This is a genomic window from Providencia rettgeri (genome assembly GCF_013702265.1).
GTDB lineage: Bacteria > Pseudomonadota > Gammaproteobacteria > Enterobacterales > Enterobacteriaceae > Providencia > Providencia zhijiangensis.
Genome location: NZ_CP059348.1, coordinates 1,030,370 through 1,043,035 on the forward strand (window position 1 = coordinate 1,030,370; position 12,666 = coordinate 1,043,035).

General features: G+C 46.8%; 11 protein-coding genes. 1 reads left to right on the plus strand and 10 read right to left on the minus strand.

Annotation, left to right across the window (positions count from 1 at the left end; all coding sequences use genetic code 11):
• Positions 1-109 precede the first annotated feature (109 nt).
• The 9 genes from hpaI to H0913_RS04640 all read right to left on the minus strand — a co-directional run bounded on the left by hpaI (position 110) and on the right by H0913_RS04640 (position 8,982).
• Positions 110-916: a 4-hydroxy-2-oxoheptanedioate aldolase gene (hpaI, locus tag H0913_RS04600; RefSeq protein ID WP_036954009.1), complete on the minus strand. Its 807-nt coding sequence runs from the start codon at positions 914-916 to the stop codon at positions 110-112.
• Positions 917-926: 10 nt separating this feature from the next.
• Positions 927-1,730 (minus strand): 2-oxo-hept-4-ene-1,7-dioate hydratase, encoded by an 804-nt coding sequence (gene hpaH / locus H0913_RS04605; RefSeq protein ID WP_154639406.1) that lies wholly within the window; start codon positions 1,728-1,730, stop codon positions 927-929.
• A gap of 91 nt (positions 1,731-1,821) precedes the next feature.
• Complete coding sequence (locus H0913_RS04610) at positions 1,822-3,285, minus strand: NAD-dependent succinate-semialdehyde dehydrogenase (protein ID WP_154604479.1); 1,464 nt, start codon at positions 3,283-3,285, stop codon at positions 1,822-1,824.
• A complete protein-coding gene (locus H0913_RS04615; RefSeq protein WP_181478056.1) occupies positions 3,282-4,511 on the minus strand; it encodes a Bcr/CflA family multidrug efflux MFS transporter in 1,230 nt (409 codons plus the stop codon). Before H0913_RS04615 ends, H0913_RS04610 begins: the two co-directional genes overlap by 4 nt.
• A gap of 57 nt (positions 4,512-4,568) precedes the next feature.
• The gene (locus tag H0913_RS04620; RefSeq protein WP_154604480.1) at positions 4,569-4,952 is read right to left on the minus strand and encodes a 5-carboxymethyl-2-hydroxymuconate Delta-isomerase; all 384 of its coding nucleotides are present in this window, start codon (positions 4,950-4,952) and stop codon (positions 4,569-4,571) included.
• 9 nt (positions 4,953-4,961) lie between these two features.
• Positions 4,962-5,843, minus strand: a complete 882-nt coding sequence (hpaD, locus tag H0913_RS04625; RefSeq protein WP_036962703.1) for a 3,4-dihydroxyphenylacetate 2,3-dioxygenase — start codon at positions 5,841-5,843, stop codon at positions 4,962-4,964.
• Positions 5,844-6,116: 273 nt separating this feature from the next.
• Positions 6,117-7,583, minus strand: a complete 1,467-nt coding sequence (gene hpaE, locus H0913_RS04630; protein ID WP_181478057.1) for a 5-carboxymethyl-2-hydroxymuconate semialdehyde dehydrogenase — start codon at positions 7,581-7,583, stop codon at positions 6,117-6,119.
• Positions 7,583-8,350 (minus strand): fumarylacetoacetate hydrolase family protein, encoded by a 768-nt coding sequence (locus H0913_RS04635; RefSeq protein WP_154604482.1) that lies wholly within the window; start codon positions 8,348-8,350, stop codon positions 7,583-7,585. Before H0913_RS04635 ends, hpaE begins: the two co-directional genes overlap by 1 nt.
• Positions 8,351-8,352: 2 nt before the next feature.
• A complete protein-coding gene (locus H0913_RS04640) occupies positions 8,353-8,982 on the minus strand; it encodes a fumarylacetoacetate hydrolase family protein (RefSeq protein WP_154639408.1) in 630 nt (209 codons plus the stop codon).
• Positions 8,983-9,459: 477 nt separating this feature from the next.
• Between H0913_RS04640 and hpaR the strand changes: the two genes are divergently transcribed.
• On the plus strand, positions 9,460-9,912 hold the full coding sequence (hpaR, locus tag H0913_RS04645; protein ID WP_154604484.1) for a homoprotocatechuate degradation operon regulator HpaR: 453 nt from the start codon (positions 9,460-9,462) through the stop codon (positions 9,910-9,912).
• Between the two features lie 275 nt (positions 9,913-10,187).
• Here hpaR and H0913_RS04650 read toward each other — a convergent pair whose 3' ends face one another.
• Positions 10,188-12,194 (minus strand): BCCT family transporter, encoded by a 2,007-nt coding sequence (locus H0913_RS04650; protein ID WP_154604485.1) that lies wholly within the window; start codon positions 12,192-12,194, stop codon positions 10,188-10,190.
• Between the last annotated feature and the right edge of the window lie 472 nt (positions 12,195-12,666).

Below are 12,666 nucleotides of genomic sequence, written 5' to 3' on the forward strand. Positions count from 1 at the left end.
TAGGCAGTCATTTGGGCTGCCTTGTTGTGGTTGCGATTTTATTGCTTACTATCTAGGTCGCCCATGAGCGTAGGGTAAAATTGAACGACCTAGAGGAGTTCTGATTGTTTTAGTACACGCTAGATGCGCTGTTATCCATATCGGAAACCGTTTTACCGAATTTCGCGGCAAGGGCTTCAGCGGTGCGCGCTAATAATGTGGTATCCACACCCACGGCGACAAACAGGGCGCCTAACTTAATATAGTGTTCAGCGATATCTGGTGCCGCCATCAAAATTCCCGGCGCTAAACCTGCCGCACGAATTTGCTTAATGGCATCTTCAATCACCGCTTTCACTTCAGGGTGGTTTGGATTGCCAGAAAAGCCCATATCCGCACTCAGATCTGCAGGGCCGATAAAGACACCATCAACCCCTTCAACTTTGAGGATCTCAGGTAGGTTTTTGATAGCTTCGCGGGTTTCCACTTGGACAATCACGCACATTTCATCATTAGCGCGTTTTAAATAATCAGGAATACGATTCCAGCGAGAGGCGCGCGCTAAGGCACTGCCCACCCCACGAATTCCCGCTGGTGGATAACGAGTTGAGCGTACCGCTTGCTCTGCTTGTTCCGCATTTTGCACCATTGGCAGTAAAAGTGTTTGTGCGCCGATATCCAGCAATTGCTTGATAATCACCGGCTCATTCCATGCCGGGCGAACCACTGGTTGCGATGGATACGGAGCGATAGCTTGTAATTGCGCTAAGGTGGTTTGCACATTGTTTGGTGCATGTTCACCATCGATCAACAGCCAATCAAATCCAGCGCCAGCAACCAGCTCAGCGCTGTATGGGCTGCACAATCCTAGCCATAAACCAATTTGTGGTTTGCCTGTTTTTAGGGCTTTTTTGAATTTATTTTCTAACAGATCCACAGTGAACTCCTTATGCAAAGCGGCAGCTAATTGAGCCCATCACGCCGTAATCAACGTGGAAAACATCCCCTTTACGAGCAGGAACAGGGCGAGTGAATGAACCGCCAAGGATAATTTGTCCCGGCTGTAGCTCTACATTGTGTGGGGCTAATTTATTGGCTAACCATGCCACACCATTAGCTGGGTGGTTTAGCACCGCAGCCGCAACGCCAGATTCTTCAATCACACCGTTACGATAAAGCAGGGCGCTGATCCAACGCAGGTCTAAATCGCGCGGTTTAATCGGACGTCCGCCTAAGATCACTGCGCCGTTTGCCGCGTTATCTGAAATGGTGTCGAACACTTTACGTGGACGGTTAGTGTCAGGATCGATATTGTGGCAACGGGCATCGATCAGCTCTAAAGCGGGGATCACATAGTCCGTCGCGTTATACACATCAAATAAGGTGCAGTTAGGGCCGCGCAGCGGTTTTGCTAACACGAATGCCAGTTCAACTTCAATACGCGGAACGATAAAGCGATCGGTTGGAATATCACAGCCATCATCAAAGAACATGTCATCGAGCAGTGCGCCATAATCCGGCTCATCAATCTGGGAACTGGCTTGCATCGCTTTGGATGTCAGACCGATTTTATGCCCTTTTAATACACGCCCTTCCGCCAGCTTTAAGCCGACCCATTCTTTTTGAATGGCATAGGCATCTTCAATGGTCATCTCGGGATGATCCAAAGAAATTTGACGGATTTGCTGGCGGCTTTTTTCCGCTTGGTTTAGGCGTTGAGCGATTGTTGAAATAGTATCTTGTTGCAACATGCTTAAAATGCTCCTGATAACTCTTTGCCCTTCGCGCCATTGCGTTATTGCATTAACGCGAAGGGGGAGAGTATGGCTAAATCGGCTATAGTTAGTGGGATAACCCACCGAAACAGAGATATTTCACTTCCAGATAATCTTCGATTCCGTAACGTGAGCCTTCACGACCAAGTCCTGACTGCTTAATACCACCAAACGGAGCCACTTCATTTGAAATAATGCCTTCGTTAATACCCACCATGCCGCTTTCTAAGGCTTCAGCCACACGGTAGATACGTCCGATATCACGTGAATAAAAATAAGATGCCAGACCAAACTCAGTATCGTTGGCGAGGTCGATAGCTTCTTGTTCATCACGGAATTTAAATAATGGTGCTAATGGGCCAAATGTCTCTTCTTTCGCTACTTTCATGGATTCAGTCACATTGACCAATACGGTAGGTTCGAAGAACAGACCACCAAGGCTGGATGATTTACCGCCCGCAGCGATAGAAGCGCCTTTCGAAACGGCATCCGCGATGTGCTCAGACACTTTATCCACGGCAGCTTGGTTGATAAGCGGGCCTTGCTCTGAATCGGCTTGGGTCGCTGGACCAATTTTTAATGCGCTCACGGCTTTCGCGAGGCGAGCTGCGAACTCATCGTAAACACCTTCTTGGACTAAAATACGGTTTGCACACACGCAAGTTTGTCCGCTATTACGGAATTTAGCCGCTAATGCCCCTTGAACCGCAGCATCTAAATCGGCATCGTCAAATACGATAAATGGTGCGTTACCGCCTAATTCCAGCGACATTTTTTTCACGGTATCTGCGCACTGTTCCATCAGTAATTTACCCACACGGGTAGAACCGGTGAAGGTTAGTTTGCGAACAATCGGGCTTGAAGTCATGACTGCACCAATCGCTTTGGCATCGGTACCCGGAACAATGTTGAATACACCTGCTGGAATACCGGCTTCTTCACCTAATGCCGCTAATGCCAGTGCAGATAATGGGGTTTCAGCCGCAGGTTTTAATACCATGGTACAACCCGCCGCGAGGGCTGGGCCGACTTTACGGGTGATCATCGCATTAGGGAAATTCCAAGGAGTGATAGCGGCTACCACGCCAACAGGCTGCTTGATGGTCACTAAGCGGCGACCTGGCAGTGGGGAAGGAATTGTCTCGCCGTAAGTGCGCTTACCTTCTTCAGCAAACCACTCGATAAAGCTGGCACCGTAGGCAATTTCACCCATGGATTCATTGAGGGATTTACCTTGCTCAGTACTCAGGATCTGCGCGAGTTCTTTTTGGTTTTCCATCATTAAACGGAACCATTTGTTCAGAATTTGGCTGCGTTCTTTAGCGCTTTTTGCACGCCATGCAGGCAATGCTTTTTCTGCGGCTTCAATGGCTTGTTGAGTTTCTGTGGCACCCACATTACTGACGCGAGCAATCACTTCTCCATTTGCTGGGTTAGTCACATCAAACTGGCTACTGTCTTGGGCATTCACCCATTGACCATTAATGTAAGCCTGTTGGCGGAATAATTTAGAATTGGTGTTTAAGCTCATTTTTCGTTGTTCTCCGAAGACACTGAATGAACGTGTGCGTGGACATTTTTAGCGGACAAGCGTTGGCTTGAAAAACTCAGTCCGGCACAAATCGCCATTACGAGTGCCATAGCAAATGGGGATTCATCTTGTAGTATGGACACTGCAACACTGGCAAGGGCTGCCAAGGCAAACTGAATTGAGATGGCGAGCGCACTGGCGCTGCCTGCGATTTTCCCGCGGTGTTGCAGTAACAGTGACAAACTGTTGGTGCCGATAGCATTAACCATCGATAGGAACAGAACCACTAGGATAACAATAATTGGTAGGCTTTGTTGATAGAAAATTAACAACAGGACACCAAAAATCAATTGGATACCGCTTTGCATGCCCAAAATTCGTGGCAGGCTATACACCTTGAGCAATCGGACGTTAAGCAGCAACATCGCAATCATGCCCAAAATATTGCAGCCAAACAGCAGCCCATAATACTGTTCAGAAACACCAAAATAATTGATATACACAAACGGTGAACCACTGATAAAGGCGAACATACCAGCAAAAGAGAATGCCATAGTGCCAATGATACTCAGTGCTTCTCGGTCTGTGAGCACCAACCGATAATTATGAAAGGCGACACCGACTAAATTGCGGGATTCACGCTGATGAGGCAAGGTTTCAGGTAGCAGTAAGAAAATTGCTGAAACAGAGCACAACCCCACGGCCGCGAGTACATAGAAAATTACTTGCCATTCAAAATGAATTAGTAAAAATCCGCCCACTAATGGCGCTAATAATGGGGCTATCATGGTGACTAATGTCATCAGTGACAGCACTTTAGGCAGCTCGCTAGAAGGATACACATCACGGGCAATGGCGCGCGCCATCACTATCGCGGCACCACTTCCAAATGCTTGCAATGCTCTAAAGGTAATTAAGGCTTCCGAGCTGGTGGCTTGGGCGCATAGCAGGCTGGCGAGAGTAAAAATGACCAGCCCACTTAGCAACATTTTACGGCGTCCTAGCAGATCGCTCAGGGGACCATAAAACAACATGCCGACGCAGAAACCTGCAAAGAATGCCCCGAGGGTGTACTGCATCTGTCCTTGGGTGGCATTCAGTGCTTGTGCCATTTGTGGTAAGGCTGGCAAGTACATGTCAATCGATAGGGGACCGAACGCCACCAGTGAGCCCAGTAACGGGATCAACCAGCGCGGTATCGGTCTATTGGTAAATGAAATTGGCATATTGCCCCCTATCGATATCCATCAATGACAACTTAAATTTTTTATGGCTTAAACTTTCTATGACTTAAACAAGGCATGCACATTGTTCTGTTTGTAGTTCAGAACAGGATCGAGCTCTTCCATGGTGAAAGAGAGCGCCAAGTAACGCTTTGCCATTAAATCGGCAAAATGGGTTTTGATCAGATCAAACAGCATTTCCCCGGTTTTTTGGCGATCTTCAAGGGAGCGACCCGCACCAATTTTTAAAGTCATATGCACAAACGCGTAATCGTGTTTGCCATCCGCCATTTGCCAAGTATCCAGCCAGATTGCGCGGCTACGAATGCCCCCTAACGGGAAAATTCCTGTGCCAGCTAACGCGCTGTTTACTTTAGCGAACAGCTCGGGTAGGGCGGCTTCTTCACGAATGTTGTCGGTGCATTCAGCATAAAAATGAGGCATATCCGTTCCTTATGCGTTGGCAGCTTGTTTATCAGTAATAAACTTTGGCAGTGGGAAAATCGCGTTGATTTGCCCAGTTCCGGAGCTGGCGAACAGGTCAGTTAACACTTCGACTTTCTCATCATATTTATCCCAGCCGAGCAGACCCAATAACATCACGGTGTCATGCATATGACCTTCGCCATAGCAGTAATCCGCGTACTCTGGCAGCATTTTGCAGAACTCAGCGAAACGACCTTCACGCCACAGTTTGACGACGCGTTTGTCCATTTGCTCATCGAATTCGCGGGTATAGCTGTTCATGCCGTCTTCCGCACGATGGTCATCAATAAAGCGGTGAGACAGGGATCCACTCGCTAATACCGCCACGGTACCGTCATATTTTTCAATCGCAGTCAGTACGGCTTCACCTAATTTACGGCTAGTTTCAAAGCTGTGTGAGGTACAGAATGCTGAAATGGAGATCACTTTAAAGTGGCGATCGCTGTTCATATAACGCATTGGAACCAGCGTTGCGTACTCCAGAGTTAGGCTTGGAATTTCATGAGCTTGAGCGCGAACGCCTAGCTTGCGAGCTTCTTCACCGATCATCTGACCCAATACGGAGTTGCCGTCATACTCATATTCCATATCGCGAATAAAATGCGGCAGTTCATTACTGGTATAGATGCCTTTGAAGTGATCGGCACAGTTAATGTGATAAGCGCTGTTGACCAGCCAGTGAGTGTCAAAAACGATAATGGTGTCGACGCCGAGTTCACGGCAGCGACGACTGATTTCTTTGTGCCCATCAATGGCGGCTTGGCGACAACCGTGGTTTTTGCCCGGCAGTTCAGATAGGTACATTGATGGGACGTGTGTAATCTTCGCCGTTAATGCCAACTTACCCATATTTATATCCTTACCCGTCATTCTTCAAGCTGTAGCGTTGTTGACTGCTCGCGCTAACCCTAGTCACATACTTATGTATGCTCCTAGGGATTAGCTTGTTTGTCGCCTAGCTACAACTCGAATTATTTAGGGTAAGACATCGAGTTTACCTAAGTTGTAGCTCTTCTAACGACCTGAAGTGACTTGGTTTATCAGTTTTAACGATGCTGAGTATCAATAGAATTCAGCGGAAAGTGCTGGAATATAAGGTTTCCAGCACAGAGCGTTGTAAACTTACACACCCCAGCGTGGGATGTTGTGGTCGCCGTAGGAGATACAAACGTTCTTCATTTCGGCGAAGACTTCGAAGCTATACTCGCCGCCTTCACGGCCGACGCCGGAGGCTTTTACGCCGCCGAATGGTTGGCGTAAATCACGGACGTTTTGGGTGTTAACAAACACCATACCGGCTTCGATATTGCGAGAAAGACGCAGGATCTTGCTGACATCTTGAGTCCAAATATAAGAAGCCAGACCGTACTCCACATCGTTCGCCATACGCAGACCATCTTCTTCGGCCTTGAATGGGATCAAACAAGCGACGGGTCCGAAGATCTCTTCTTGGGCCACACGCATCCGGTTGTCCACATCCGCCAGAACCGTTGGACGCAGGAAATGACCATTTTTCAGATGAGCCGGCAGATCCGTTGGTTTGTCTGGGCCACCCGCTAACAAGGTTGCACCTTCTTCCATACCAATACGGATATAACCAGACACTTTGTTCCAGTGCTGTTGACTGATCAGTGCGCCCACTTGGGTTTTCGGATCCGTTGGGTCGCCGACGATCAGGCGATTTGCACGCTCAGCAAAGCGTTTTACGAATTCTGGGTAAATGCTTTCTTGGATGAAAATACGTGAACCCGCAGTACAACGCTCGCCATTGATAGAGAAAATGGTGAACAGCGCGGCATCCATTGCACGTTCAATGTCGGCATCTTCAAAAATCAGAACCGGAGATTTGCCGCCTAATTCCATTGAGTATTTTTTCAGACCCGCGTTTTGCATAATGGCGCGACCCGTTGCGGTGCCCCCTGTGAAGGAGACAGCGCGAACGTCATGGTGTTTCACCAGTGCATCACCTGCTGTAGCACCGTAACCTTGCACCACGTTCAGTACGCCCGCAGGGATACCCGCTTCAAGGGCTAATTCACCTAAACGGTTTGCAGATAGTGGAGATAATTCAGACATTTTCAGAACCGCGGTGTTACCTAGCGCTAAACATGGTGCAGTTTTCCATGTCGCGGTCATAAATGGCACGTTCCACGGAGAAATTAACCCGCACACACCCACTGGCTGGATCAGGGTGTAGTTCATCATTTTGTCGTCAACCGGATAGGTGCGACCGTTCATTTGCTGGCAAATTTCAGCAAAGAATTCAAAGTTATGTGACGCGCGAGGGATCAACACGTTTTTAGTTTGATGGATAGGTAAACCGGTATCGTTAGTTTCCATCTCAGCAATTTGAGGAACGTTTTCGTCGATCAGCTCACCTAAGCGGCGCATTAAGCGTGCGCGCTCTTTCATTGGCGTGTTTGCCCACTTAGGGAAGGCTTCTTTTGCAGCAGCAACCGCTTGGTTGATCTCGTCTTGGCCGCCGGATGCCACTTCCGCTAATACTTCACCCGTTGCTGGGTTAGTGGTTTCGAAATACTCTTTGCTTTCAACGTTTTTACCGTTGATCCAATGGTTAATCTTAGTCATCACACTCGCTCCTCATACTCTTTTTCGCTGATAATGGTATTGATCAGCCTGCCCACACCTTCAACTTCAACGATCACTTCATCACCCGGAACCACATCGGACAGCCCTTTTGGCGTGCCCGTTGCGATCATGTCGCCCGGTTGCAGTGTCATAAAGTCACTCAGGTAGGCAATTAAAAATGGGATATTAAAAATCAGATCCGCGGTGGTGCCTTTTTGACGCAATTCACCATTAACGTAGGTGTACAGTGCGAGGTTGTGTGGATCTTTAATATCTGACTTGTCTACCATCCATGGGCCGATTGGCGTCAACGTATCGCGGCTTTTTACGCGCAGGTTTGGACGGTAGTAATTCTCTAAATAGTCACGGATCGCGTAGTCGTTACATACGGTGTAGCCTGCGACGTAATCCATGGCATCTTCTTGAGAAACTTTGTGCGCCGCTTTGCCAATAATCACGACCAGCTCAGACTCATAGTGCATGTATTCAACATTGTCTGGGCGAACGGAGACTTGGCGGTGACCTGTTAAGCTGTTTTCTGCTTTGATAAAAATCAGTGGCTCTTCAGGTGGCTTAAATTCTAATTCAGTGGCGTGGTCGGCATAGTTCAGACCTAACGCGAATAAAGTACCTTGTGCAGGTGGTAGCCATTCAACATCAGCGCTATCGCCAGCAATTACGTTGCCGTTTGGCAGCTTGATGGCTTCGTCGTCACCGACAGTGACGGAATATTCAGTGCCTTGATAACGAATTTTTGCGTGTTTCATGATTATTGTCCTCCTGCCGCAACAACGCTGTTCTTGAGGCTTGGGAAGCCAGCTGCTTGGATCTCAACGTGATCACCCGGTTTGATGGTGACGCGTTTATGAGGAGTACCCAGTAAAATCACGTCCCCTTGTTTTAGGGTTGCAAAGTCGCTCAGTGCAGCCACTAATTCGCTTGCGCTACGAACGAGATCCTTGGTTGACCATCTGTCCGCTTCTTGGCCGTTAATCAGTGTCACGATCTCAACTGGTGAAGATAATGACGTTTTCACTAACTCGCCGATTGGGCAGAAAGTATCACGGCATTTTGCTTTAATCGCAGGGCGGTAGAAGGTGTCTTCTGGCAGGCTAACTTCATTCGCCAGCGCAAAACCAGCAATAAATTCCAGCGCATTCTGAGCGCTAACTTTGCGTGCATCTTTACCAATCACTAACGCCAGCGTTGCGCCACTTTGCACTTCTTCGCCAGCAGGATGCAGGATGTTATCCCCGGAATTAATGCGTGTATTACGCGGCTTAATAAACCACACAGGTGTTTTCGGTGGGGTTTTATAAGGGGCTTGCTGGAACGCCTCGAGCCAATGATCAAGCTGGCTTTGATGGTTGAGGGCAACGGCAAAAACAGTGCCTTTCATTGACAACTCCTTATTAAAGAGATCGATTCTGAGTAATTATTAATATATTAATAAAGTATTATTTTGTAATAAGCAATAGCTTTATGGAAATGTTAATTTTAATTGTGATCTTATTAACATAATAAAGGGGGGAATGTGTAACTGACTGTATATAATGAATTTATTATTTTTTTAACTTTTAAAATTTTACAATATATTAACTTTGAATTTTTGATAAAATTTATTTACTCATTAATATTTTGGTGTTTTTCTTTGTGATTGTTAGTGCTGCATGCTACTCTTGCATTTAAGATAATTGAGTGTGTTGCAGTTACCCTATGATTTATTGCTAACCCTAAAGCGGCGTTAAAAACTGTAGTGTTAAAAAACAGCCGCATTAAAAATGGCAGCGTTAAAAATGGTAACCAGCACGGAGGCTGACTAACCCTCTGTCGTGGGTGTTTCATAACTTTAAATAGCGTGGTGAGTTTTAAGCTTATGCATGAATCATTGACAATTGCATTATTACAGGCGCGAGAGACCGCAATGGGCTTCTTTCGACCAATATTAAAGTCCTATAATTTGACCGAACAGCAATGGCGTATCATCCGCGTGCTAGCGGATAATCGCTCTATTGATTTTCATGAATTATCAGTGCAAACCTGTATTTTGCGTCCTAGCTTAACGGGGATTTTGACCCGTATGGAACGCGAAGGGCTTATTTTCCGTTTAAAGCCATTGAATGACCAACGTAAACTGTATGTCTCACTGACCCCAACAGGGCAAGAGTTGTATGACAAGGCGCGTCAGGAAGTTGAAGAGGGTTATCAAAAGATTGAACAGGCTTTCTCCCAAGAGAAGATGCAGCAATTGACGGCGTTATTGGAAGAGTTGATTGCGCTGGAAAGCCCAGATTACAGTAGTATTATGGATAGAAGTAAAATCGCATAAATACTCGTCATACTTTGAACCGCAGCGTTGTTGGTTGCGCTCAGCTACTCGGGTCACATACTTGTGTATGCTCCCCGAGATAGCTTCACTTACCGCCTAGCTGCAATTCAAATTATTTAGAGTATAGCTTTTGTCATACTTTGAACCGCAGCGTTGTTGGTTGCGCTCAGCTACTTGGGTCACATACTTGTGTATGCTCCCCGAGATAGCTTCACTTACTGCCTAGCTGCAATTCAAATTATTTAGAGTATGCAATTGGGGCATATTTTTAGCGGTTACTTGCCGAGCAAGTGCAAGAAGTGAATATGCTTTTCATACTGGTCGAGGATGTCATGAATGATCTGCTCTTTCGCCCAGCCCATCACATCATAATCCTGCCCACCTTCTTTTAAGTGAATTTCCGCGCGATAGTATTTTTGCTCTTCACTGCGCTCTTCATCATTTTCTGTTCCCATACCAGCAAGGGCAAAGGCCGGCTGAATATAGTAACGTAGGCGAACTTCGTATAAAAAGTTCATATCTTCGCCTAAATCCACCTCAAATCCGATCCTATCGTCTTTATCGGTATGGATATGGCAAACCGTCCCTTGCTTGGCGAGCTCCTCAGAAACCATCTCCATGGATGGCTTCACTGACTCTTCCATAAAGCGTTTTACATGGGCACGTTTCGGGAAATAGACAATATTACGTAAGCGGCGCTGCCACGGAATCGGGTTACGGCTCGCAGTTGGGGCGATGGTAGCTAATTGCTGGCTATCACGTTTATAGGCATCCACGCGTAACGCTTTGAATAACCCATAAATGGAGACAAGCAGAACCGCGGCGAATGGCAAGGCGCTAGCGATGGTTAAGGTTTGCAGAGCTTGTAAGCCCCCCGCCAACAGCATGGTGATCGCTACCACGCCCATTAAGCCAGCCCAGAAAATACGTTGCCAAACTGGGGTATTTGAATCACCGCCAGAGGCGAGGGTATCGACCACCATGGCACCAGAGTCCGCAGAGGTGACAAAGAACACTACCACCATCAGCATGGCGAAGAACGATAACACCGTAGAAAACGGGAAGTAGGTCAAAAATTCGAATAGCGCGAGAGAGACATCAGACTGCACGGTTTCCGCCAGTCGGGTTGCTCCTTGGTTTTTGATTAAATCAATGGCGGTATTACCAAAGAACGTCATCCACATCAGGGTAAAGCCCGCAGGAACAAACAGCACGCCAGTGACAAACTCACGAATGGTACGACCGCGAGAAATTCGGGCGATAAACATCCCAACAAACGGCGACCATGATAACCACCAACCCCAATACAGCAGCGTCCAGCCCCCTAACCAATCACTGGACTTCGGTTCGTAGGCATACAGATTAAACGTTTTGCTGACAATTTCAGAGAGATATCCCCCCGTGTTTTCCACAAAGGATTTTAACAGTAAGACCGTCGGGCCTAAGATCACTATCAACAGTAAGAGCAGGAAGGCGAGACCGAGGTTCAGCTCAGATAGAATGCGGATCCCTTTATCTAACCCAGAGACGACGGATAAGGTCGCAAGAGCCGTGAAGGTGATAATCAAACCGACTTGCACGGTCTCATTCACCGGTAAACCGAACAGATGGTTCATTCCGGCATTAACTTGCAGCACCCCAAAGCCAAGAGAGGTTGCGACACCAAACACGGTACCAACCACCGCAAACACATCCACTGCATGACCTAAAGGACCATAAATTCGGTCACCAATAATGGGGTATAGGGCGGAACGCAGAGTGAGTGGTAAACCGTGGCGATAGCTGAAAAAGGCCAGAATTAAAGCGACAATGGCGTAGATAGCCCAAGCGTGTAATCCCCAATGGAAGAACGTCAGGCGCATGGCTTCTTTGGCGGCTTCTACGGTTTGCGGATCCCCCACTGGTGGGTTGAGATAGTGCATGACAGGCTCGGCAACGCCGAAGAACATCAAGCCGATACCCATACCCGCTGAGAACAACATAGCAAACCAAGAGACATAGCTGAAGTTGGGTTGTGCGTGATCAGGACCTAATTTTATCTGTCCATAACGCGAGAGTCCCAGATAAGTCACACTCAACAAAATGATGGCTACAGCGAGAATGTAGAACCAACTGGCGTTGTTAAATAGGTTCTTTTGAAGATGACTTAGATGAGATTCTGCCATTTCAGGCATTAAGGCGGCAAAACCGACGATAAGCAGAATAATGATAGCCGAACTGTAAAACACAGGAGGGCTGATTTTGGTGCGTACTTTTTTGTTTTCAGTCACGTTTTGACTCATAACGACCTTCTTTAATTTTTATTTTATTTTTTGCATACCAATATTAAGGGGGCATGCGGCGAGCTGTCCTTCTGAATGAAACAATAGGTTATTGCGAAAGGGTTTCCCTGTAGGAAACGAAATAGAAAGAACAATAAAATGGCTAAATTGTGGGCGTTGATAACGGTGATTTACGGCTGAATTATCAACAAAAATTGGTAAGTGGTGACCCCCTTTGAACCCTGTTATGAACAAAAAACGAAAGGGTATACTGCCATGGTAGCCATCAATGATCAACCTAAGTGGGAAAATGAAAATAAATAAAGGGTGTAAATTTCATGTTATTTATCAATTCATTGTTTATTTATCTTACTGTATTTTGGTGTTATTTAGGGGAGTGTAACCAAATGAGCAAAAGAGATAATTATGTTGCTAAAAATAGCCTTAAAGCGGGCTAAATAGCAAAATGAATTAATTTCAGTGCGCATAAAAA